This window comes from Pantoea sp. AS-PWVM4, assembly GCF_000468095.1.
Classification (GTDB): domain Bacteria; phylum Pseudomonadota; class Gammaproteobacteria; order Enterobacterales; family Enterobacteriaceae; genus Pantoea; species Pantoea phytobeneficialis.
The window spans coordinates 87,627-110,984 of sequence record NZ_ASZC01000004.1; the positions used below are offsets into that span (position 1 = coordinate 87,627).

The 23,358-nt window shown below is 55.2% G+C and carries 24 protein-coding genes; 13 read left to right on the forward strand and 11 right to left on the reverse strand.

Annotated elements, in window-relative coordinates:
- Window positions 1-106: 106 nt before the first annotated feature.
- Window positions 107-1,570: an MDR family MFS transporter gene (locus L579_RS05045; protein ID WP_021183199.1), complete on the forward strand. Its 1,464-nt coding sequence runs from the start codon at window positions 107-109 to the stop codon at window positions 1,568-1,570.
- A gap of 67 nt (window positions 1,571-1,637) precedes the next feature.
- Here L579_RS05045 and L579_RS05050 read toward each other — a convergent pair whose 3' ends face one another.
- Both L579_RS05050 and L579_RS05055 read right to left on the reverse strand, forming a co-directional pair.
- On the reverse strand, window positions 1,638-1,931 hold the full coding sequence (locus tag L579_RS05050) for a DUF1161 domain-containing protein (RefSeq protein ID WP_021183200.1): 294 nt from the start codon (window positions 1,929-1,931) through the stop codon (window positions 1,638-1,640).
- 52 nt (window positions 1,932-1,983) lie between these two features.
- Window positions 1,984-2,319, reverse strand: coding sequence for a DUF1283 family protein (locus L579_RS05055; RefSeq protein WP_021183201.1), 336 nt, complete (start codon window positions 2,317-2,319; stop codon window positions 1,984-1,986).
- A 130-nt stretch (window positions 2,320-2,449) separates the two neighbouring features.
- On the opposite strand from L579_RS05055, the gene L579_RS05060 reads away from it, so the two are divergent.
- Window positions 2,450-2,779 carry a YnfA family protein gene (locus L579_RS05060; protein ID WP_021183202.1) on the forward strand — a complete coding sequence of 110 codons (330 nt, stop codon included), beginning with the start codon at window positions 2,450-2,452 and terminating at the stop codon, window positions 2,777-2,779.
- Between the two features lie 41 nt (window positions 2,780-2,820).
- Here L579_RS05060 and ydfG read toward each other — a convergent pair whose 3' ends face one another.
- From ydfG to L579_RS05075, 3 genes are all read right to left on the reverse strand, one after another.
- Complete coding sequence (gene ydfG / locus L579_RS05065) at window positions 2,821-3,567, reverse strand: bifunctional NADP-dependent 3-hydroxy acid dehydrogenase/3-hydroxypropionate dehydrogenase YdfG (RefSeq protein WP_021183203.1); 747 nt, start codon at window positions 3,565-3,567, stop codon at window positions 2,821-2,823.
- A gap of 589 nt (window positions 3,568-4,156) precedes the next feature.
- Entirely contained in the window at window positions 4,157-4,498 is a 342-nt protein-coding gene (locus L579_RS05070) for a hypothetical protein (protein ID WP_036625186.1), read from the reverse strand.
- A 2-nt stretch (window positions 4,499-4,500) separates the two neighbouring features.
- Window positions 4,501-5,079, reverse strand: coding sequence for a glycoside hydrolase family 19 protein (locus tag L579_RS05075; RefSeq protein WP_036625187.1), 579 nt, complete (start codon window positions 5,077-5,079; stop codon window positions 4,501-4,503).
- Between the two features lie 467 nt (window positions 5,080-5,546).
- On the opposite strand from L579_RS05075, the gene guaD reads away from it, so the two are divergent.
- The 5 genes from guaD to dcp all read left to right on the forward strand — a co-directional run bounded on the left by guaD (window position 5,547) and on the right by dcp (window position 13,561).
- Complete coding sequence (gene guaD / locus L579_RS05080) at window positions 5,547-6,875, forward strand: guanine deaminase (RefSeq protein ID WP_021183204.1); 1,329 nt, start codon at window positions 5,547-5,549, stop codon at window positions 6,873-6,875.
- Window positions 6,872-8,314 carry a xanthine dehydrogenase small subunit gene (gene xdhA / locus L579_RS05085; protein WP_021183205.1) on the forward strand — a complete coding sequence of 481 codons (1,443 nt, stop codon included), beginning with the start codon at window positions 6,872-6,874 and terminating at the stop codon, window positions 8,312-8,314. The genes guaD and xdhA overlap by 4 nt, the downstream gene beginning before the upstream one ends.
- Entirely contained in the window at window positions 8,304-10,670 is a 2,367-nt protein-coding gene (gene xdhB / locus L579_RS05090; protein WP_021183206.1) for a xanthine dehydrogenase molybdopterin binding subunit, read from the forward strand. Before xdhA ends, xdhB begins: the two co-directional genes overlap by 11 nt.
- A complete protein-coding gene (gene xdhC / locus L579_RS05095) occupies window positions 10,657-11,430 on the forward strand; it encodes a xanthine dehydrogenase accessory protein XdhC (protein ID WP_021183207.1) in 774 nt (257 codons plus the stop codon). The genes xdhB and xdhC overlap by 14 nt, the downstream gene beginning before the upstream one ends.
- An 82-nt stretch (window positions 11,431-11,512) precedes the next feature.
- On the forward strand, window positions 11,513-13,561 hold the full coding sequence (gene dcp, locus L579_RS05100) for a peptidyl-dipeptidase Dcp (RefSeq protein WP_021183208.1): 2,049 nt from the start codon (window positions 11,513-11,515) through the stop codon (window positions 13,559-13,561).
- Between the two features lie 132 nt (window positions 13,562-13,693).
- On the opposite strand, the gene hpxO is transcribed toward dcp, so the two are convergent.
- Window positions 13,694-14,851, reverse strand: a complete 1,158-nt coding sequence (gene hpxO / locus L579_RS05105; RefSeq protein WP_021183209.1) for an FAD-dependent urate hydroxylase HpxO — start codon at window positions 14,849-14,851, stop codon at window positions 13,694-13,696.
- Window positions 14,852-15,036: 185 nt separating this feature from the next.
- On the opposite strand from hpxO, the gene L579_RS05110 reads away from it, so the two are divergent.
- Both L579_RS05110 and L579_RS05115 read left to right on the forward strand, forming a co-directional pair.
- Window positions 15,037-15,402, forward strand: a complete 366-nt coding sequence (locus L579_RS05110) for a hypothetical protein (protein ID WP_021183210.1) — start codon at window positions 15,037-15,039, stop codon at window positions 15,400-15,402.
- 75 nt (window positions 15,403-15,477) lie between these two features.
- On the forward strand, window positions 15,478-16,737 hold the full coding sequence (locus L579_RS05115; protein WP_021183211.1) for an acid phosphatase: 1,260 nt from the start codon (window positions 15,478-15,480) through the stop codon (window positions 16,735-16,737).
- A gap of 74 nt (window positions 16,738-16,811) precedes the next feature.
- On the opposite strand, the gene L579_RS05120 is transcribed toward L579_RS05115, so the two are convergent.
- Both L579_RS05120 and L579_RS05125 read right to left on the reverse strand, forming a co-directional pair.
- Window positions 16,812-17,141: a DHCW motif cupin fold protein gene (locus L579_RS05120; protein ID WP_021183212.1), complete on the reverse strand. Its 330-nt coding sequence runs from the start codon at window positions 17,139-17,141 to the stop codon at window positions 16,812-16,814.
- A gap of 63 nt (window positions 17,142-17,204) precedes the next feature.
- Entirely contained in the window at window positions 17,205-18,044 is an 840-nt protein-coding gene (locus tag L579_RS05125; protein ID WP_021183213.1) for a class I fructose-bisphosphate aldolase, read from the reverse strand.
- A gap of 172 nt (window positions 18,045-18,216) precedes the next feature.
- Between L579_RS05125 and L579_RS05130 the strand changes: the two genes are divergently transcribed.
- From L579_RS05130 to L579_RS05145, 4 genes are all read left to right on the forward strand, one after another.
- Window positions 18,217-18,660: a GNAT family N-acetyltransferase gene (locus L579_RS05130; RefSeq protein WP_021183214.1), complete on the forward strand. Its 444-nt coding sequence runs from the start codon at window positions 18,217-18,219 to the stop codon at window positions 18,658-18,660.
- Between the two features lie 16 nt (window positions 18,661-18,676).
- Window positions 18,677-19,132: a GNAT family N-acetyltransferase gene (locus L579_RS05135; protein WP_021183215.1), complete on the forward strand. Its 456-nt coding sequence runs from the start codon at window positions 18,677-18,679 to the stop codon at window positions 19,130-19,132.
- Between the two features lie 21 nt (window positions 19,133-19,153).
- The gene (locus L579_RS05140) at window positions 19,154-19,549 is read left to right on the forward strand and encodes a VOC family protein (protein ID WP_013509118.1); all 396 of its coding nucleotides are present in this window, start codon (window positions 19,154-19,156) and stop codon (window positions 19,547-19,549) included.
- Window positions 19,550-19,638: 89 nt separating this feature from the next.
- On the forward strand, window positions 19,639-20,967 hold the full coding sequence (locus L579_RS05145; protein WP_021183216.1) for an NAD(P)/FAD-dependent oxidoreductase: 1,329 nt from the start codon (window positions 19,639-19,641) through the stop codon (window positions 20,965-20,967).
- A gap of 3 nt (window positions 20,968-20,970) precedes the next feature.
- On the opposite strand, the gene L579_RS05150 is transcribed toward L579_RS05145, so the two are convergent.
- Genes L579_RS05150 through L579_RS05160 form a run of 3 tightly spaced genes read right to left on the reverse strand, consistent with a single transcriptional unit; the run spans window position 20,971 to window position 23,346 of the window.
- Window positions 20,971-21,912 carry an agmatinase gene (locus tag L579_RS05150; RefSeq protein ID WP_021183217.1) on the reverse strand — a complete coding sequence of 314 codons (942 nt, stop codon included), beginning with the start codon at window positions 21,910-21,912 and terminating at the stop codon, window positions 20,971-20,973.
- Window positions 21,902-22,678 (reverse strand): amino acid ABC transporter ATP-binding protein, encoded by a 777-nt coding sequence (locus tag L579_RS05155; protein WP_021183218.1) that lies wholly within the window; start codon window positions 22,676-22,678, stop codon window positions 21,902-21,904. Before L579_RS05155 ends, L579_RS05150 begins: the two co-directional genes overlap by 11 nt.
- Window positions 22,675-23,346, reverse strand: a complete 672-nt coding sequence (locus tag L579_RS05160) for an amino acid ABC transporter permease (RefSeq protein ID WP_021183219.1) — start codon at window positions 23,344-23,346, stop codon at window positions 22,675-22,677. The genes L579_RS05155 and L579_RS05160 overlap by 4 nt, the downstream gene beginning before the upstream one ends.
- Window positions 23,347-23,358: the final 12 nt, after the last annotated feature.

Consider the following 23,358-nt stretch of genomic DNA (forward strand, 5'->3'; position numbering starts at 1 on the left):
AAAAAAATTCATCGATTTTTTGTGACACCGTCACACACGCGGAGCACGCAGAGGAAATCGACGGCTAAAAAATTCGGCCAGGATTACGACAAAGGAAGGAAGAAAAATGACTGAGAGCGCAGAAATTCAAACGGGTAACCGCCACTGGATCCTGATGGCCTGCATGCTGGCGATGTTTATGGCGGCAATTGAGGTCACCATCGTCGCCACCGCGATGCCAACCATCATTGCCGACCTGGGCGGGTTTTCGCATTTTGGCTGGGTCTTTTCTATCTATCTGCTGACACAGGCGGTCACAGTGCCGCTTTATGGTCGACTGGCGGATTTGTGGGGGCGTAAGACGCTGTTTTTTATTGGCGTCTCGCTGTTTCTTATTGGGTCGGTGCTGTGCGGTTTCGCCCATACCATGACGTGGCTGATTCTGTTCCGTGCGTTTCAGGGTTTAGGCGCGGGTGCCATCATGCCGTTGACCACCACCATCGTGGCGGATATTTATTCACCGCGCGAGCGTGCCAGCGTGCAGGGTTGGCTTTCCAGCGTCTGGGGCGTGGCGGCGATACTCGGCCCGTTAAGCGGAGCCTGGCTGGTGCAGCACTTTAGCTGGGCGGTGATTTTCTGGGTCAACGTACCAATTGGCCTGATCTCGATGCTGTTACTGGCGCGTTTTCTGCCGGCGCGGGAACGGCGGCAGCACAGTTCGCTGAATATAACCGGCTGTGCCTGGTTGATGATCAGCGTCAGCGCGCTGTTAATCGCCTTATTGCAGGCCGAAGTGCTGGGCTATTGGTTGCTGCTATTTCTGCTGCTGGCGTTGATCGCCGCTGTGTTCCTCAAACGTCATGAACAACGCGCCAGCGCGCCGCTGTTTCCGCTGGCTATCTGGCGCAGTCGATTGATTGTGGCGGGGAATGCCGGAAATCTGATCATTGGCGCAGCGATGATGGGGATCAGTGCCTTCCTGCCAACCTGGATTCAGGGAATTACTGGCGGTACGCCGTTGCAAGCGGGCAGTGCGCTGGCAATGATGTCAATTGGCTGGCCGCTTGCCAGCACCCTGAGTGGTCGTTTGATGTTGGTCACGTCTTACCGATTTACCGCGCAGTTGGGCGCATTGCTGCTGATTGCCGGTAGCGCCTTATTGCTGTTGCTGCGCGCCGAAAGCGGGCTGATGCAGGCGGGGCTGACAGCCTTTGTCATCGGTACCGGCATGGGGATGACCAGTACGACCTTTCTGGTCTCGGTACAGAATCACGCGCATTACGAAATTCGCGGTATTTGCACTGCCTCAATCATGTTCAGCCGGATGCTGGGATCGGCGATTGGTACGGCGTTGATGGGGGCGGTGTTGAATTACAATCTGATGCGGCGCTTACCGGAGGCCAGCGATCCGATGCAAAAAATCATGTCGCACGAGAGCCGTCAGGCGTTACCGCACGGCACTTTACAGGAATGGATTACGCAAATTGCCAGCTCATTGCACTGGGTTTTCGTGGTGGCGTTGTTGATTGCCGCATTGACGCTGTGGATCGCCTGGCTGATGCCGCACCAGCGGCCGGAGAACGAGGATTAATCCGTAGCGGCGCAATTAGTACGCGTTACTGGAAAAAACGCGCGATAAATCGCGCCGCTACGATCGTTTACTGTGGTGTATCGTGTGAGCTGCCAGCATCATTAGGGACGTTGCTTTGTGCGTCGCGACTCAGCTTCTTGTAGACAATCTTCTGGGTGTCATTTTCACAATGGCCCACCACCTGACCACCCGCCTGGTCGGCCTGATCGTTAGGGACGATTTCCAGTGTAAAATCCGATTCAGCCAGCCCGTTACTGACCAGTTTCTTGCTGATCTCTGCTTTAACGCTTTCGCAGGAGGCCTGCGCCAGCATCGGTAACGCCAGCAGGGACAGCAACATCACGGCAAGACGCTTTTTCATCACACACTCCTTTGGTTTGAACTCCCTTGATAACTATAGCAGCGTCAGCAACTTATGGTGTGACGATACGACCGGTGCGACGGTCAAGGCAGCGCAACGTGTTGGGTTCCCAATAGGCGTTAACGTTGTAGCTTTTCTCGCAGGCATCACGGCTATCAAACGCTTTATCGGTTTTATCAAACTCTTTCTCGACGCGGGTATTCACTTTATTGCGCAGGTTGCGGGTGTCATTCCATTGCTCCTTGCTTTGACGTGCCGCCTCATTGCTGGACGCGCTGTTGCCGTTTTCAATGATCAGGCGTTCGGTCTGCGCTGAAGCCAGTGGGGCAGCCAGCAACACGCTGGAAGTCAGTACCGCGGCAAGCAGTGCGGGAAACAATTTTTTCATCGTCTTTTCCTTTAGTTAACGCCAGCACCATCGCGATGGTGGCTGTAACAACAATGCCCGGTAGTATATCATCGCTGCTTCTTTACTCACCAGCGGTGAGGCATTTGTTGAGACTTCTGAGAGACTTTTTATGCTGGTGAAAACCACCTTGCTGTTTTTTTTAACTGCGATTGCGGAAATTGTTGGGTGCTTTCTACCGTGGTTATGGCTGAAGAAGGGCGCGACAGCATGGTTGTTACTGCCTGCGGCGGCCAGCCTGATGCTGTTTGTCTGGTTGCTGACCCTGCATCCGGCGGCCAGTGGTCGCGTTTATGCGGCTTACGGTGGCGTTTATGTGTTGACCGCGTTGATCTGGCTACGTGTGGTGGATGGGGTAAAACTCAGCCCGTGGGATTGGGCCGGGGCGCTGATTGCCTTGAGCGGCATGCTGATTATTGTCGCGGGTTGGGGACGGGCCTGAGTTTCGCGTAGCGGCGCGATTGATCGCGCCGCCAGGGATGTTTAGTCCTTATGTACCTTCAAACCCGCCAGGGTTTGCGTTACCGGCATCATTTCCAGCGTGTTGATATTGACGTGCTTCGGTAGCGTCGCCACCCAGTATACCGCTTCGGTGACATCCTCGGCGGTCAGTGCGGTAGTTCCTTCATAAACCTTATCGGCTTTACCGTCGTCACCTTTGAAACGCACATTAGAAAACTCCGTACCGCCCACCAGACCCGGTTCGATATCGGTCACGCGCAACGCGGTGCCGTGCAGATCGGTACGTAAATTCAGGCTGAACTGGCGCACAAAGGCTTTGGTTGCACCATAGACGTTGCCACCGGCATACGGCCAGCTTCCGGCAATCGAACCAATGTTAATGATATGACCAACGTTGCGTTCCACCATAGCGGGCAGCAGGGCGCGCGTCATGTACACCAAACCTTTGTTGTTGGTGTCGATCATATTTTCCCAATCTTCGATATTGGCTTTATGCGCGGGTTCGATACCGAGCGCCAGACCGGCATTGTTGACCAACACATCGATATTGCGCCATTCAGCCGGCAGTGCGGCGATAGCTTCTTCGATAGCGGCACGGTTGCGCACATCCAGTTGTACGGTGTAGAGATTGTCGCCCAGTTCGTCTTTCAATTCCTGCAAACGCTCAACGCGGCGTCCGCTGGCGATCACTTTATGACCTGTAGCAATGAAGCGGCGGGTGATACTTTGACCAAAACCGGCCGTCGCACCGGTAACAAAAATAATCATCTCACTGTTCCTTAAACGATTGCGTGTCACAATTAATCTATTGATTCAAATTGGAAAAATCCACTTAAAATTAGAAAGAGGGCAAAACAAAACTGCCAGCAAGGTGTTAAGCATGGCGACCTGATCGCCGCTTAACGCCAAAATCCATGAACCTTAAACATCATAAACCATCTGTGCATTTTCATGGCCCATCTGGGTCACGTTGCATGTTGGACAGGTACATCCATCACGCATAAGTGTCACAGGGCTGATATATTCGCTGTAAGGCGATACGTTACTCATTCTGAAATTCTTAAAATGTGGATAGCCAATATCTTTATCGAATTGAACAGCCGGAATATAATTAACATTGGGCGTCAAATGGGAATATCTATATTTAACATGAAGTTGTGCAATTGATATTTATCAACATTATCGGCATAAAACAGATTTAAATTAAAGGCGTGTGATACGCGAATGTGACACGCTTTGCTTTCATATTATATGTGAGCTTTTAAGTACCAACCCTAATCACTGCTTCATGCTATTAACCCGCGCAAGCGGGTTTTTTTTGGATGATATTCGATAAAGCCGTCGGGAAGCCTGATTGTTACAAATCTGCGTATTCAAGAATTTCTTCGCCCATGAGCGTGCAATCAAGGTCGGAATAGTAACTGAAACGCATTCTGTATTTGCCTTTGTAGATATAACCCCACGCTTCTAATACATCGAATTTTTGTGATGGATTCTGAGGATTACTCACTTTCTCCAGCGGAGTTACTTTATTGTCTATAGAGATTCGGTCATCATTATCCCGATAAAAAGACAGGAGTTTTTTTGCATCTTTAAGAGCCGTATCTTTGCACGTCATTGACGATTGTTGTCCGGCTGCGTATGAGCTGAAAGCCGAGAGCAGCAAAACTAAAGAGAAAACAAATTTAAATTTTAACATTGTCAAATACCCATCTCATTCTTGATCCGATCAAGTGCACGCTTCCTCTCAACAAGTCCGTTATAACCACCGTTAACGGCATAGGTTACTGCTTTGAAATCATCTCGGTCGGCAGGTATGTTTACGTGTCGCTTGTGCCAGAATTCACAGGCAGTCCTGACGGCTACATCAGGATTAGATGAAACCAGTCCAGGGTGATTAACCAAATCCTCATGGAGAATACGTCCATATTGATCGTAATTTTCTCGACCAGTGAGATGGAGCATACCTCTGCCGATGTATTTAGGACCATCACCCGGATATTTGTTACCGAGCGCCCGACCAACAGCGGTGTTGTATTCGTACTCCTTACCGCCGTTTCGGGCTCTTTCCGTCAGCGATGAAAAGTTTGCAGTTTCAACACAAGACTGTGCCAGAAAGTGTGCGAGTCGGAGGTCTGAGTCGATTTTGTAAAACGGCAACCATTGGTTGAGGGAGGGGACCAGAGCACTGACATTGTGCTGTTGAGAATTTAGAAGGCTTCTTTCATGAAGATAATGCTGAGCGATTTTCCATAAAAAACCGGGTGTGATGCGGAACATTGAATGATTTCCTCCATTTAACTGAAACTTCCATCCATTCAAAAAAGCATTGAGCACATCAGTTCTTTAGATACTCATTGTAACGTGACTTTAAGAAATTTTAACAACTGATTTTGTCCAGAAATGTTTCCGTATCATCAGCACAAGCCCTCTGGCCATCCAAAGCCTTTGCTTAATTCCACCTGCACGATTTCAGCGCACAACTGCACCAACATGGCACAAATCATTGCCGCGCAAAGGGTGCAAAAAGCCCGTCTCACCGGCAGTTGTTAAATCGCAACCGATTGCGAAGCATGGCAACCGTTTGCGCATTCGGTTGCCTGGGTATGCTGCCATAGAAATCCCTTATAGCAACCTAATATATTGAATATAAACATAAAAATAAGTTATTTGCGTTGGCATGGTGTTTGCAAAACTCCTTAAAGGCCATCACCTGCCATAACAAAGATAACGCAAGGAACTACTTTATGCCTTTTGCATCCGAAACCACGCTGCGCGCCAGTTTTTTTGATTTTACCGGCGTGGCACAACAACCCGATACCATTGCTGAGCAGGCGCGCTACCTCGAAGATGGTGTATTGACGCTGCACGACGGCAAAGTTGTCAGCCTGGAGAGCTGGGAAAGCGCACAGTCGCGCATCAACCCTGCCACACTGATCGACCTGCGCGGCAAACTGATCGTACCGGGGTTTATCGATACCCACATTCACTATCCGCAAACCGAGATGATAGGGGCGTTTGGTGAGCAACTGCTGGAATGGCTGAACCAATACACTTTCCCGGTCGAGAGCCAGTACCACTGTCCCGATCATGCGGCACAGATGTCAGCGTTCTTTCTCCATCAGTTGCTGGCGAACGGTACCACCACCGCGCTGGTATTTGGTACCGTGCATCCGCAATCGGTGGAAGCATTGTTTAGCGCCGCGGAGCAGCTCAATATGCGCCTGATTGCCGGTAAGGTGATGATGGATCGCAACGCACCGGCTTATCTGACCGAAACCCCGCAGGCAAGCTACCTGCAAACCCGCGCCTTGATTGAACGCTGGCATAATCGTGGCCGTCTGAGTTATGCGCTGACGCCACGCTTTGCCCCGACATCGTCGCCACAGCTGTTGGAAAAAGTCCGGCAGCTACGGGCAGAGTTCCCCGACACCTGGTTGCATACCCATCTGAGCGAAAATCCGCAGGAAATCGCCTGGGTCAAAGAACTGTTCCCGGAGCATGACGGCTATCTCGATGTGTATCACCAGCATCAGCTCACCGGCAAACGCAGCGTGTTTGCCCACTGTCTGCATCTGGATGACCATGAATGGCAGTGCCTGCACGATACCGATTCATCAATTGCTTTCTGTCCGACCTCCAACCTGTTTCTCGGCAGCGGGTTATTTAACATCAAACGCTGCTGGCAGCAGGGCGTACGGATGGGGATTGGCACTGACGTCGGTGCTGGCACCACCTTTAACATGTTGCAAACACTTGGTGAGGCTTACAAAGTCGGCCAGCTTCAGCACTATAAACTCAGCGCCTGCGAAGCCTTTTATCATGCCACGCTCGGCGGAGCGCATGCGCTGGATCTCGATCATGCCATCGGTAACTTCAATCCGGGTAAAGAGGCGGATTTCGTGGTGCTCGACCCTGCTGTTTCAGCATTGCAGCAATTGCGTTACGCCAACAGCAAAGATATCTGGGAAAAATTGTTTGTGCTGATGACGCTGGGTGACGATCGCAATATCGCGCAGACCTGGGTCAATGGTCAGCCGGTCTGGCAACGGGAAAGCGGGGTAAAAGCGGCATGATTCAGTTTCTGCTTAATAATCGACTGGTGACTGAACGCGATCTCGATCCGAACCTCACCGTATTGAATTATTTGCGTAATCATCAGCAACGTCGTGGCACCAAAGAGGGCTGCGCCTCGGGCGACTGCGGTGCCTGCACCGTGACGCTGGGGAAGGTGATGGATGGACGCATGCATTATGAGACGGTGAACAGTTGCCTGACGCTGGTCAGCAGCCTGCAAGGCAAGCAACTGATTACCGTCGAGGATTTACGCCAGGGGGGCGATCTGCACCCGGTACAGCAGGCAATGGTCGATTGTCACGGTTCGCAGTGCGGCTACTGCACGCCAGGTTTTGTTATGTCGTTGTTCACATTACAGAAAAACAGCCACGGCTGGGACCGCCACCAGGCGGAACAGGCGCTGGCGGGCAATCTGTGTCGCTGCACCGGTTATCGGCCGATTATGGATGCGGCACAGCAGGCCTGTGAACAGCCGGTCTGCGACAACTTCAGCCAGAGCGAAGCCAGCGTGGTACAACGCTTACAGGCGTTGGTCAGCAACGAGGTACAGATACTGGAAGCCAACGGTAACCGCTGCCTGGTGCCAAAAACCCTGGATCAGTTGGCAGCCCTCTACCAACAACATCCGCACGCGCGTTTGCTGGCGGGCGGCACCGACCTGACGTTACAAATTACCCAGCAATATCAGCAGATTCCGCTGTTGATCGCGCTGGAGCAGGTCGCAGAGCTGAAGGTATGCAGCGAAGATGAAGCGCACTGGCGTCTGGGCGCAGGGGCGTCACTGCATCAATGCTATCAATTTCTCGCAGCACGTATTCCGGCGTTCAGCCGTATGCTGGAACGCTTTGCCTCGTTGCAAATTCGTCATCAGGGCACGCTGGGCGGCAATATTGGCAACGCTTCGCCGATTGGTGATGCAGCGCCGATGCTGCTGGCGCTTGATGCCCGACTCGAATTACAGCAGGGGGAACAGTGCCGGGAAGTGCCGCTGGATCAGTTCTTTACTGGTTATCGCCAGACGGTGTTGCAACCCGGCGAGTTTATTCGCACCATCATCATACCTCGCGTGACAGTGTCACCTGACTTTGTCGCCTGGAAGGTATCTAAACGCCTCGACGATGATATTTCTGCGATTTTTGCCGCCATCAACCTTCAGGTTGAGCACGGCACGGTGCAGCATGTCCGCATTGCGTTTGGCGGCATGGCGGCTACCCCCAAACGTGCGCTCAATGCTGAAGCGGTGCTCAACGGTGCCACGTTTGACCTGACAACTATCGAATCGGCCTGCGCCGCCCTGAGCCAGGATTTCCAGCCGCTGAGTGATTTCCGCGCCAGCGCTGCCTACCGTTTGCAGGTGGCGCGGAATCTGTTGCGTCGCTACTACGCACAGGCCAGCGGCGAACTGACTATCGCAGAGGTGACGCGCTATGTCTCATAATCGCCCGCAACTGAATGAAACCCTGTTAAAAACCCAGTTTGACGCCGGTATACAAAGCGGTGTCGGGCGTAGCCGTAAACACGAAAGCGCAGATAAACATGTCTCCGGCGAAGCGATTTATATCGATGACAAACCCGATCTGCCGGGTTTACTGCATCTCTGCCCGCTGCTGAGTCCTCATGCTCACGCGCGTATTACCAAACTGGATGTGCAGCCCTGTTACGCAGTGCCTGGCGTGGTCAGCGTACTGACCTGGCGTGATGTGCCGGGCAGCAACGATGTTGGCCCGTTAGAACCGGGCGATCCGCTGCTGGCACAAGATAAGGTTGAATATCTCGGCCAGGTGGTGATAGCCGTTGCAGCAGATTCACCGGAAGCCGCGCGCGCCGGTGTCGAGGCGGCGATTATCGAATACGAAGCGTTACCGGCGATCCTCGATGTTTGTCAGGCGCTGGAGCAGGGGCTTTTTGTCCAGCAGCCGCACGTCCACCAGCGCGGCGATGCTGATGCAGCGTTGGCCCGTGCACCGCACCGTATTCAGGGCAGTTTCCATATTGGTGGTCAGGAACATTTCTATCTGGAAACCCAGACGGCGTTGGTGATCCCCGGTGAAGACCATGCGCTTCAGGTGTTCTCCTCCACCCAGAACCCGACCGAGGTACAAAAGCTGGTGGCTGAGGTGATGGGGATCAGCATGAATAACGTCACCATCGATATGCGCCGGATGGGCGGGGGTTTTGGCGGCAAAGAAACTCAGGCAGCGGGCGTTGCCTGCCTGTGCGCCATTGCCGCACGTCAGACGCGACGACCGGCGAAAATGCGCCTCGCACGCCGTGACGATATGCGTATCACCGGCAAGCGTCATCCTTTCTACGTGCGTTACGATGTCGGATTTGATGACACGGGACGCTTTTGCGGTGTGAAGATCGATCTGGCAGGAAATTGCGGTTTTTCGCTCGATCTTAGTGGATCGATAGTCGATCGAGCTATGTTCCATGCAGATAATGCTTATTACTTCGGCGATGCGATGATTACCGGTTATCGCTGCCGCACCAACATCGCGTCTAATACCGCCTACCGTGGCTTCGGTGGGCCACAGGGCATGGTGGCGATTGAGCAGATCATGGATCACATCGCGCGCGAGTTGCAGCTCGACCCACTGGAACTGCGCAAGCGTAACTACTACGGCAAGCAGGATCGCAACATCACTCATTATCACCAGCAGGTAGAGGATAACCTGCTGGATGAGATCACCAACCAACTGGAAACCAGCAGCGATTACAGGGTGCGGCGCGCGGAAATTCAGGCATTTAACGCCGCCAATCGCGTGATGAAGCGCGGGCTGGCACTGACGCCGGTAAAATTTGGCATCTCCTTTACCTCCAGCTTTCTGAATCAGGCGGGCGCGCTGATTCTGATCTACACCGACGGCACGGTGCAGCTCAATCACGGTGGCACTGAGATGGGACAGGGGCTGAACACCAAAGTGGCGCAAATTGTGGCGGAGGTGCTGCAAATCGACATCAGCCACATTCAGGTTACCGCCACGGATACCGGCAAGGTGCCCAACACCTCGCCAACGGCGGCCTCCAGCGGGGCCGATCTCAACGGCAAAGCGGCACAGGATGCGGCGCAGACCTTGCGTGATCGCTTAACCGCGATGCTGTGCAAGCTGCATCAATGTGAGGCTGAGCAGGTCAACTTCAGCAACGGTATCGTGCGCGTCAGGGAGCAGCATTTCACCTTCGCCGATGTGTGCCAGCAGGCGTGGCTCAACCAGGTGCCGCTGTCGGCTACCGGTTTTTATCGGGTGCCGGGTATCCATTATGACCGCAACGCCGGACGCGGCACGCCGTTTTACTACTTCTCTTACGGTGCCGCCTGCTGCGAGGTGTTGCTGGATACCTTAACCGGCGAGTACCGCTTGCTGCGCGCTGATATTCTGCATGATGTCGGGGCATCACTTAATCCGGCCATCGATATTGGTCAGGTGGAAGGCGGTTTTGTGCAGGGCATGGGTTGGTTGACCTGCGAAGAACTGGTGTGGAATGACCAGGGCAGACTGCTCACTGACAGTCCGGCCAGCTACAAAATTCCGGCCATCAGCGATGTGCCTGCCGATCTGCGCGTGACTCTGGTGGAGAACCGCAAAAACCCGCAGCAGACGGTGTTCCATTCCAAAGCGGTGGGCGAGCCGCCGTTTATGCTGGGGATTGCCGTATGGTGCGCGTTGCAGGATGCGGTCGCCAGCGTCGCGGATTACCGTCAACATCCGCTGCTGGATGCGCCAGCCACGCCAGAACGGGTTTTCTGGGGCGTACAGCGCCTCTCGGGAGCGGATGATGATCTACCATGACTGGATTAGCGTGCTGCATCGCCTGCGGGAAAAACGGGAAAGTTGTGTGCTGGTCACCGTGCTGAGCGAGCGCGGTTCGGTGCCGCGTGACAGCGGCAGCAAAATGGTGGTCACCGCCAGTGACAGTTTTCTCACCATCGGCGGCGGCCATCTGGAGTATCAATGTATCGCTCAGGCACGCGAGATGTTGCAGCAGCAGCGCGCTGCGCCGCATACGGAAGAGTTCGCGCTGGGCGCGCGGCTCGGTCAGTGTTGTGGCGGCATGGCGACCATTTTGTTTGAACCGCTGATGCAGCAACAACCAGAAATTCAGGTGTACGGTGCCGGGCATGTCGGGCAGGCGCTGGTGCAGCTATTGGCGACGTTACCCTGTCACATAACCTGGATTGACAGCCGTGCGGCGCAGTTCCGCAACGTGCCGGAAGGCGTCACGGTATGTCAGGTGGATGACCCACTGGACTGCGTGGCGGAAGCCGCCCCAGGCAGCTATTTCGTGGTGATGACCCATCATCATCCGCTCGACCTGGCGTTGAGCGAAGCCATCCTGCGACGCGGCGACTTTCGTTATGCCGGGGTGATTGGTTCAGAAACCAAAGCACAACGCTTCCGTTACCGGCTCGAAGGTAAAGGTATTGCGGCAGATACGCTGGCGCGCCTGCGTTGTCCGTTGGGGTTGCCGGATGTCAAAGGCAAGCTACCCGCCGAAATAGCCGTAGCGGTGGCGGGTGAGATCATCAGTGTTTATCAGCGGCAGACGTGAGTTGTTGAGACGCGCTGAAACTGCCAGGATAGAAACATTCCGCCGGGGCTTGCTCCGGCGTTGCTGATGATCAGGAGCGATAATGAATTCAAGAGCCAATCCTTTCTTCACTGCCAGCACCTTACCGTATCAAACCCCACCGTTTGACCTTATTCAGGAAGACGATTTTCTCCCGGCGCTGGAAGCCGGCATTGACGAAAAACGCCGGGAAGTCGCGGCGATCGCCAGCAATCCAGAGCCTGCCAGCTTCGAAAACACCTATGAGGCGCTGGAGCGCAGTGGTCAACTGCTCAGTCGTGTCAACCTGGTGTTTGGCGCCATGACCTCAGCCAATACCAGCGAACGACTCCAGGAAATTGATGAGCTGATCACCCCTAAACTGACCGCGCTGACCGATGAGATCACCCTCAACAGCCAATTGTTCAGCCGACTGGATTATGTTTATCAGCATCGCGGTTCACTCTGCCCGGATGCGGAAGCGATGCGGCTGACGGAAGTCACCTGGCAACATTTCAAACTGGCCGGTGCGGCACTGAATGACGCAGATAAAGCGCAACTGCGCGCCTGCAATCAGGAGCTGGCGACGCTCGGCACCAAATTTGGTAACCGCCTGCTGGCGGCCACCAAAATGGGGGCGTATACCGTCAGCGACCCCGCAGCGCTGGCTGGGTTGAGCGCCGAAGAACTGGCTCACGCTAAAGCAGCGGCCGAGGCGCGCGGCTTATCTGGCGAGTGGTTGATCCCGTTGCAGAACACCACTCAACAGCCCGCGTTGCAGTCACTGAGCGTACGTGCCACGCGTGAAGCGTTGTTCCAGCGGGCGCTGTCACGGTGTGAGCAGGGCGACGATAACGACACCCGCACGCTGGTGCTACGGATGGCGCAGTTACGTGCGCAGCGTGCCAGCCTGCTCGGCTTTAAAACCTATGCCGAGTGGGGGTTGCAGGATCAGATGGCGAAGACCCCGGAAGCCGCGTTCAGTTTTATGCGCAACATCGTACCCGCGGCGCGTCAACGCGCTGAACGTGAAGCGGCGGATATCCAGCAGGCGATTGAACAGGCCCATCACAGTTTTCCGCTGCGCGCCTGGGACTGGAATTTCTACGCTGAGCAGGTGCGTAAAGCCAAATATGACCTGGATGAAAGCCAGATTCGCCCGTACTTTGCGCTGGAAAACGTGCTTGAGAAAGGGGTGTTCTGGTCAGCCAGTCAGCTGTTTGGCATTCGCTTCAGCGAACGCCACGATCTGCCGGTCTACCACCCTGATGTGCGCGTGTATGAAATTTTTGATGCAGACGACACGCCACTGGCGTTGTTCTACACCGATTTCTTCAAGCGCGATAACAAAAGCGGTGGCGCGTGGATGAGCAATTTTGTCGATCAGTCGACGCTGCTCGACACCAAACCGGTGATTTACAACGTGTGCAACTACACCAAACCCGCCAGTGGTCAACCTGCGTTGCTGAGCTGGGACGAAGTCATCACCTTGTTCCACGAGTTTGGTCACGCGTTGCATGGTTTGTTCGCGTCGCAGCGTTATGTCAGCATTTCCGGTACCGCGACACCGCGCGATTTTGTCGAATTCCCGTCGCAGATTAACGAACACTGGGCCAGTAACCCGCAGGTGTTTGCCAACTATGCCCGCCACTATCAAAGTGGGGAACCCATGCCTGCCGAACTGCGCGAAAAAAAGGTGCGTGCGGCAACGTTCAACAAAGGTTATGACATGACCGAGCTGCTGGCGGCGGCACTGCTCGACCTGCAATGGCATTCGTTGACCACGACGGATAACCCGGAAGATGTCAGCCATTTCGAGCTGCAAGCGCTGGCTGCGGAGAATATCGCGCTGAGTGCGGTGCCACCGCGCTACCGTTCCAGCTATTTCCGCCATATCTGGGGCGGCGGCTATGCCGCAGGTTATTACGCCTATATCTGGACGCAAATGCTGGCTGACGATGGCTATCAGGCGTTTGAGGAGCGGGGCGGCTTAACCCGCGAAAATGGGCAGCGATTCCGCGAGCAGATTTTGTCGCGCGGCAACAGCACCGATTTGCAGTATCTGTGGCTGGCCTGGCGCGGCAAAGCGCCGGAAATCGGCCCGATGCTGAAAAACCGCGGATTGTCGTCGTAGCGGCGCGATTTATCGCGCGCCCTGGCTTTTAGATGCGCGATTTATCGGTTCAGCGCGTGCGGTTGCCCTCATCCCGGCCTTCTCCCGCCAGCGGGAGAAGGAGGAGGGCACGATGCCAGCGGGGGAAGAGGATCAGCCCAGCGGCCCGCCTTCAATGGTGTCACACATCCCGGCGAGCACGCGCTCGCCGGTTTCATTTTTCAGTTCCTGATACCAGGCGGCGGTAATCGCTGCATCTTTGGCGTGAGTAACGTCACAACGCTTACGCGCCTTCAGCACCAGATCTTTCGTGCGCTCCACCCGACGCGCCTGGTAACGCAGTAAGCCATCCTCAATCCCCAGCGAATGTGCCGCCAGCGTCTGCGCCAGCACAATCGCGTCTTCCATCGCCGCACAACCGCCCTGACCGATATCCGGCGTCGTGCTGTGCGCCGCATCGCCCAGCAGCGCCACCCGCCCTTTGACGAACTGGCTGAAAGGTTCGATATCGTGAATCTCCACGCGGTTGGTGGTTTCCGGGTTGATCGCATCGATCAGTCGCTGCACCGGATCGGCCCAGCCAGCAAAGTAACCGCGCAGATCGTCTTTCAACGTGCTGCGATCTTCCGGCAAACCTTTCGGCAACGGCACATCAAAGAAGAAGTAAAAACGGTTGCCGCTCACCGGCATCAGCGAAACGCGTTTGCCTTCGCCGACAAAGGTGGTCCACTGATCCGCCGGGGCGATGCTTTCGTCAATGGTCACCAGCCCGTTCCAGTTAACGTAACCGGCATAGCGACGTTCGACGCTTTCGCCCAGCACGTAATGGCGAATGACCGAATGGGTGCCGTCGGCGGCAATCAGGAAATCAGCTTGCTGCTGGCTGCCATCATCAAACCATGCCGTCACGCCAGTGGCGGTCTGCTCAACCTGGGTGACGCGCTTGCCGAAGCCAATGCGTGAACGGCCATAAGTATCAATCAGCATTGCCTGCAACTCGGCGCGTGCGACCGGGTAAGGATGTTCGCCAACCTGCTGCACCAGCGGATCCATGCTAAAGCGGGTCAGGGTAGCGCCGCTATGGGCATCGTTGTAGGCCATAAACGCCATATTGCCGCCCAGCGCCCGCAGGGATGCTTTCATACCCAGCGCATTGAGACACTTCACCCCATTGGGCCAGATTGAAATGGCTGCGCCTACCGGTTTCATCTCTTTGACCGCTTCAAACACGGCAGTGGTAAAGCCTGCTTTTTCCAGCGCAATTGCCGCGCTCATCCCGCCGATACCGGCACCAATCACAATCGCTTTCATAACCTTCTCCTTTGCTATACCGGAACAAGCTTGCAACTTTTGTACCAATAACGGAAGGTCAGGCTACCAGGCAGCAATGCGCTGATATTTATTGATATTAATCAATTTATATCAGGGTGATTTCACAAGGCTGCACAACGATGCATCATCAGCTTGCACCGTATTGGTTCAATTCTTGCTGAAGCGTGAATCAATGGTTTCATTCGCAGCGGCGCGATTTATCGCGCAATATCGCACAACGACAAAAAGCCTGCGATAAATCGCGCCGCGACAGCCATACTCTTTCCGATCAACCACACGAGGGTAAGGCGATGAAGTGGACCATCCTGTTGCTGCTGCTCGTCAGCATTGGCGCAGCCGCTCAAACCCGCTGGCAACCAGAAGGCAAATCCCCGATCCCGCAGCTCACGCCTGCGGCGGCGAAATGCGATGTGTCGGCCTGTCAGCAGAATTGTTATATCCAGCAGTCGCAATGCAACAACGACAAAAACGGCGCATGTGGCTCGCTGGCACAAATTTGTGTACAAAACTGTGCCAGCCAGTGTCGTTAACTGAAATAAAACTGTCATAACAGGGTGCTAGCGTGTTTCCCCGGCAAGGTAATATTCTGATAACAGGGGAAAATAATGAAAACCCGCTTCACTCTGATCGCAGCCCTGATGCTGCTGGCGCAGCAGGCGCACGCGATTTCACTGCCGGACGCCGCTGCGCTCGCCAGTCAGACTTCCATCGGTTCTGCTCAGGCAGGTTACAACGATCTTGAACAGCAGATGCAACAAGCGTTGCGTGCGGCGTTACAGGGTAACAACTCGCAGCTCACACGTAATCTGCTGGAAAAAGCCAAACAATCCCCCACGCAGGCGGATTACGCCTGGCTGAAAAGCAGTGGCTACGATTTCCAGACCAAAGCCAATCAGCAGGCGGGTATCGCGCTGCTGGCGGGGTTTAGTTCGCTGCCAGCCAGCGTGCTGGATGCGAACCGCGCCACCGTCACCCAAATCAACCTGAATGCCACGCAGGGCACACGCCATCAGGCGCTGGCTGATGCCGAAGGCATCAACCATCTCTATTTCCTCGCCGATGCGCTTGGCCCGCGCCTCGGAAAAGCCTTTCTGACCGCCTATGACAACGGAGAACTGGGCAAAGCGGCGGCGCTGATTAAAGCCAGCGAAGTCAGCACCAGTGCGGCGAAAAAACACTTCAACTATCCGCGTCCGTTCCTGCATGAAGGCAACACCATTCACCTGGTGCCGGACGATGTGGTGGTGAAGGATAACCACCCGTACACCGCCGATGGCGGTTCTTTCCCGAGCGGGCATACCAATACCGGTTATACCGATGCGCTGTTGCTGGCGGAGATGGTGCCGGAGCGTTTCGAAGCGCTGGTCACCCGTGGTGCGCGTTACGGTTACTCGCGTCTGGTGCTGGGGGTGCATTATCCCCTCGACGTGATGGGTTCACGCATGGTGGCGGAACGCAATGTGGCGAATTATCTCAACGATGCCCGCTATCAGGCATTGTTCAGTGAAGCTCGCGAGCAACTGCGTGCGGCACTGGAGAAAGAGTGTGGCACCTCACTGGCGGAGTGCGCGCGTAGTACCGGCAAGGATGATCCGTATCGGTCACCGCAGATGAAACAATTTTACCGTTTCACCCTGAGCTACAACCTGCCGCAAACAACCGGCAAACATGTCGCGGTGACGGTACCTGCCGGGGCTGAAGTGCTGCTGAACACCGCGCTGCCACAATTGTCTGCTGCGCAACGGCGCGCGTTGATGGTGAAATCGGCACTGCCCGGCGGTTATCCGCTTTCCGGCAATGCGGAGCAGTCATTCTGGCAACGTCTGGATTTGACAGCGGCTTACGCGCTGGCAACTCAACCTTAAGTATTTCATCACGTAGCGGCGCGATTTATCGCGCGGATTTGCGCGATAAATCGCGCCGCTACGGGATAATGACATCAATCAACGATAAACAGCTTCGCCCCGGTTTCCGTTGAGGAACGGTGCGCTTCGGCATTATCCGCCACCTGATAACTGACACCGGGCGTCAGGGTAAAACGGCGACCATCTTCCAGTTCTGTCACCATTTCCCCTTCGAGACACAGCAAAATATGTCCCTTCAGACACCAGTGATCGGCCAGATACCCCGGCGAGTATTCCACCATGCGCACACGAATATCGTTGAAACGTTGGGTACGCCACAACGCAAAGCCGCGATCGCCGGTGTGGGTTTCCGGTTCAATCTGATCCCATTGGGTAATGCCAAAAGGTAACTGGTTAATCTGCATGTTGCCGATCCTTTCATCAGGTAGATGATTGTTTATACATGCATTTCAACCCGCTGCAAACCCTTACCCCTGCTGATAAATCTCCAGCGCATCCGGGCCACTCGCACCCTGATGGATGATCGCCATCAGTGCTTTCACCACCCGTGATGGATTATCGTGCTGATAAACGTTGCGTCCGTAGACCATGCCGCTGGCCCCTTGCGCCATCAGCGCGGCACTTTTTTGCAGCACTGCGCCCAGCTCACCTTTTCCGCCGCCGCGTACCAGCGTTGGACAGCGAGCGGCTTCTACCACACGGTGAAAATCTTCCACGTTATCGGTGGGGTCGGCTTTGACAATATCCGCACCGAGTTCACGCGCCAGTCGCACCAGCGGCACGATTTTTTCGACATCGCCCAGCGAACCGTAAGCGGCACCTTGTCCGGCCGGGGCCATCACCAGTGGCTCAATCATTAACGGCATGGCGTAGCGATCGCAGGCCTGACGCAGACGGCCAATGTTCTCGACACACATACGAAAGATACCTGGCTCATCCGGGATCAGATAGAGATTGACCACCACTGCGGCAGCATCCATCTGCAACGCCGCCAGAATCGGTTCTTCCGGGTTGTGCAGCACCGCCCACATCTCGCGATGGCGGGCCGCGTTGTAGGCATTACCGACATCGGTGCGCATCACCAACGCCGGTTTGCGTCCTGCTTCGCGTTGCAACAAGTCGGCCTGACCATAGTTGACCTGAATAGCATCCGGCTGGGCGGCAATCAGGTTGCGCATCACGCCTTCAATATTCTCCAGCCCAATCAGAAAATCCGGTTCATTAGCAATGCCGTGATCGATCGCCACATCGAGGCATTTGCCCTGTTGAAACAGGCGATTCATGCGTACTTTCGGGGTGACTAACATGACGTGTTTCCTCCTGAAAAACCGCGAGATAAGAAAATCATTGTAAGTCCCGCTGCGTCTCAGCGACTAATTGCGGTGACGCAGTTGTGAAGTTGTTCACTTAATTGGAAAAGGTTCTATAGTGGTGCGTCGTTTACAGAATGATCAATGCAAAACAGGAGAATGAATCATCATGGAAATTCGCGCGTTAAGTTTTGACGATCGTTCTGCGTGGCAAAAGTTATGGAAGGGCTATCAACGTTTTTATGCAGCCAGTATCAGCGATGTCGCCACCGAACAGACTTTTCGTCGATTTATGGCCGATAGCCAACCCATGTACTGCCTGGTCGCGGAAGAGAACGGGAAGCTGATTGGCCTGGTGCATTATCTGACGCACCGCACCACCTGGACTGTCGGTGATTACTGTTATCTCCAGGATCTGTTTGTCAGTGAAGCGGCGCGGGGTAAAGGGGTAGGGAAAGCGCTGATCCTGGCCGTTTATCAGCAGGCTGAAGCCTTGGGTTGCTCGCGAGTCTACTGGACAACGCAGGAGTCCAATGCCACCGCGCGCAAACTTTATGATCAGATCGCCAGCAAAACCGAATTTATTCAATATCGCAAATTGCTGGGTGCGTGATAACAGGAGCGCAAGGATGTTTGCTATCAAAACCACATCTGCCCATGACCGCCATTTCCAATCGCTGGTGGCCGAGCTGGATGCCTTCCAGAGCGTGCTTTATCCGGCGGAGAGTAACCATTGCCTTGATTTGACCACCGTCGCGGAAGATGGGCTGCATTGTGTCATTGTCACCGATGATGCAAATCAGCCGGTTGGCTGTGGCGCGGTGTTGATGCAGCAGGATGGCAGCGCGGAACTCAAGCGTATCTACGTACGCAGCGCCTGGCGTGGCAAACAATTGGGCGAGGCGATTGTACAGCGGCTGGAAAAGATCGCCATCGCACAGGGCTGCGACCAGGCCCGACTGGAAACCGGCAATCAGCAGCTCGCCGCCATTCGTTTGTATGAAAACCAGGGCTATCGCCAGTGCGAGGCCTTCCCGCCGTATCAGCCTGATCCGCTGAGTGTCTTTATGATGAAACCACTTTAAAACTGACAAGGGAGTGAAGTTATGCGCACGCAAAAACGTTGCATGGGATATGTGGCAATTGTTGTGGATGATTACGACCGCGCGATTGAATATTACACCCAGAAACTGGGTTTCCATTTAATCGAAGACACGCCGCAGCCCGGCAAACGCTGGGTGGTGGTGAATCCCAACCCGGAAAGCGACTGCAATTTGTTGCTGGCGAAAGCCTCCAATCCACGTCAGGAACAATTTATCGGCAACCAATGCGGCGGGCGCGTATTTCTGTTTCTGCAAACCGACGACTTCTGGCGTGATTACCAGCAGATGAAAGCCAATGGCGTCACGTTCTGCGAAGAACCGCGCGAAGAAGAGTACGGCATGGTGGTGGTGTTCGAAGATATTTACGGCAATCGTTGGGATCTCTACCAGAACGCATAGTTGCAGACCGGCCATAAATAACTCCGATAGTTAATTATTGTCCGTTAAATCAATAATGAGCGATGAGCCTGTGACCTTGAGGATGTTGTATGCGCGTAAAGATTGATGCAGTACCGGACAGCCCGTCGTTTCCTGAGGCGGTTGACGTGGTGGTAATTGGCGGCGGAATTATTGGCACCTCGGTCACCTACGAACTGGCGAAACGTGGTGTAGCGGTGGCGCTGTTTGAGAAAGGGGTGATGGCCGGTGAGCAATCCAGCCGTAACTGGGGTTGGGTGCGACAACAGAATCGCGATCTGTACGAGTTGCCTATGGCGATGTACAGCCTGCAACGCTGGTCCGAACTGGGTGAAGAAATGGGTATGGACCTGGGTTTTCGCCGTAGCGGTATCCTGTATGGCACCACCGAAGCCGCCGACCTGGCGAAATGGGAGAACTGGGGCAAACAGGCAAAAAATATCGGTTTCCATAGCCAGATCTTATCTGCCAAAGAGGCGCAGGAACGTATTGGTGGTAAGACATCCTGGCTCGGCGGCGTCTGGTCCCCCACCGATGGTCGTGCGGAACCTTCCCAGGCAGTACCGGCGCTGGCGATCGGGGCACAAAAGCTGGGGGCCAATATTCAACAGCGTTGCGCGGTGCGTGGCCTCGACATCAGCGCTGGACGGGTAACCGGTGTCTGGACTGAACGCGGGCTGGTTAAGGCCAGCAAGGTGATCCTGTGCGGTGGCGCCTGGAGTTCACGGTTTTGTACCCGCTACGGCATTGATTTGCCGAGCGCCAACATTCTGGGCACGGCATTTAAAACCACGGTTGCGGCCCAGGTGACAGAAGGGTGCCTGAGTGTGCCGGGTCTGGCGATTCGTCGTCGGCTGGATGGCAGCTACACCGTGGCGATTTCCGGGCGTGGACAGCTCGATCTGGCGCCGCAAAACCTGCGCTACGCCACGCGTTTCTATCCGATGTATCGCAGCAAAATCGCCAAAAAGCTGAAAATTCGCCTCAATGGATCCTTCTTCTCCGGCCCGGAAGCTGCCGGATCCTGGTCAATGGACGCGATCTCACCGTTTGAAAAGATCCGCGTACTTGATCCGGCGGCGGATAAGCAAATTCTGCGCGAGGCGATTGCTAAAATGGTGCACGAATTCCCGCAATTGCAGGGGATTGCGGTTGATCACGCCTGGGGCGGCTGGATTGATACCACCCCGGATCTGGTACCGGTAATTGACGAAATCAGCCAGATTCCGGGGTTGATTGTCGCCAGCGGTTTTAGCGGTCATGGCTTCGGTATCGGGCCGGGGGCCGGTAAGTTGTGCGCGCAGATGGTGATGCACGATCAACCCTATACCGATTTGTCGCCTTACCGCTTAAGTCGCTTTGACCGGGGCAATGCAATTCGTGAACCGCAGATGATGTAACGCTTATTGCAGCAGGTGGCCCAGCATTTCCACCAGCAGATGAGCAGCAAGATATGAGGTGACACCCGTAGCAACATCCAGTTGCGGGTTAACCTCCACCAGGTCAATCCCCACCACCTCCATGCGTGCCATCAGCGCCAACAGCGACCGCAGCAGTTCGTCATATTGCATCCCACCCGGTTCGGCGGACGCACAGCCGGGCACCAGCGCCATATCCAGCACATCAATATCGATACTGATGTAGCATTTTTCCCCGGCGGGCAGATGGTTAAACAGCGCCTCGGCTGAGCATTGGCGGAACTGTTGGTGCGTGATAATGGTGCTGCCTTGTGCCGTGGCATCGCTGAATTCCGAGGGGCGCACACGTCGGCTGCGTATGCCAATCTGCGTCAGGCTTTGTACCTGTTCCAGCGCCATGATATGGCGGAAAGGTTGCCCGTTGCTGTAATGCACGCCGTTGGTGACCGGGGCGAAATCGAGATGAGCATCGAACTGCACCACATGCACCGGCTCCTGAATGCCGCGAATCAGCGGCCAGGACACCGAATGATCGCCGCCGATGGCGACGGGAATCGCCTGACGCTGGCGAATCGACTGCGTCATAGCGCTGATATTGTCATGGGTACCCATCACATTGGTTGGCAACACATCCACATCCCCGACATCCACCAGACGCCCCTGCGTCACCACATCGGTCAGGAAATGTTGCTGACGCTCAACATCAAAGAAACCCGTCGGGGCAAAACGCATTGAATGTTCGCGAATGCTGCGCGGGGCAAAACGGCTGCCCGGTTGCCAGGGGGAACCTTCATCAAAGGGCACGCCAAATACCGCCACCGCCGCATTCAGTTCGCTCAGGCTGGCGCAATAATCCGCGCGCAGAAAGGTGGGAATACCGGTAAACGCGCGGTTCAGCCGTTCGCTGCCGCGCAGATTAATGCTCATGTTTTTCTCCAGCGGAAATCAGCGCATGCTGCAACAGCGCACGGGTGCGCGGGTGAGTCGGGGAGGAGAACAGCGTGCGGGTCGGACCTTGCTCGACAATCACACCATCCTCCATCACTACCAACCGGTCGGCAACTTCACGGGCGAAGTTCATTTCGTGTGTGACGATGATCATCGTCATTCCGTCCTGCGCCAGTTGCTTCATCACCTCCAGCACTTCCCGGGTCAGTTCCGGGTCGAGGGCCGAGGTAGGTTCATCAAACAGCATCACCTCGGGCTGCAATGCCAGTGCGCGGGCAATCGCTACGCGTTGTTTCTGACCACCGGAAAGGCTGGCAGGCATCGCCTGTGCCTTATGCGCCAGCCCGACTTTTTCCAGCAGTTCCAGCGCCAGTTGCCGGGCGAAGGCGCGTCCCTGTTTCAGAATTTTGTGTGGGCCAATGGCGACATTGTCGAGAATTGACAGATGGGGAAACAGGTTGAAGGACTGGAACACCATCCCCGCCTGACGCCGCAGGATATTCAGGTCCGGCTCGGTCAGCAGTTTGCCATCCTGCAATAACTGCTGGCCACACAGGCGGATACTGCCAAGCTGTGCGACTTCGAGGCCGTTGCAGCAGCGTAAAAAGGTGCTTTTACCGGAGCCGCTGGGGCCGATAATCACCACCACCTCACCGCGAGCCACCGACAGGCTGACCTGCTTCAGCACATGGTGCTGGTCGAAATACTTATCGAGGTTAAGCGCCTCAATGATGGCGGTACTCATTGCACCATCCCCCCGGCACGCAGTTTTTTCTCCACCACGCGCAGCAGCAGCATGGTGCTGCTGGTCATCAGCAGATAGATAAAGGCAATCACGATGTAAACCTCCAGCGAGCGGTAGGAGACGCTGATCACTTTCTGCCCCTCATGCATCAGGTCGTGAATGGTCACCAGCGAAACCAGTGCGGAGTTTTTGGTTAGCGCAATAAATTCATTAGCCAGCGGCGGCACCATGCGTACCAACGCCTGCGGCAGGATAATCAGGCGCATCGCCTGGGCACCGGACATCCCCATTGAGCGCGCCGCTTCGGTTTGCCCACGATCGATCGACAAAATTGCACCGCGTACCAGCTCAGAGACATACGCCGCCGAGTAGCATCCCAGACCGATAATGCCGCAGACGAAGGCCGGGATAACGATGTTAAAATAGGGCAGACCGAAATAGAGGATAAACAGCTGCACCAGCAGCGGCGTGCCACGGACGAACACCACGTAACTGTTGCACAGCCACCACACCAGTTTGCGCTGGGGATTGAGCCTCCCCAGACCGATTAAGGTACCGAGACAGCAGCTGATCAGCAGGGCGCACAGGGTGACCTCAATCGTCACCCAGGCACCTGACAACAACTCCGGCCAGGCCGCAAGCGCGGGGGTAAAATCAAATTCAACCATGCTTACCCCGGC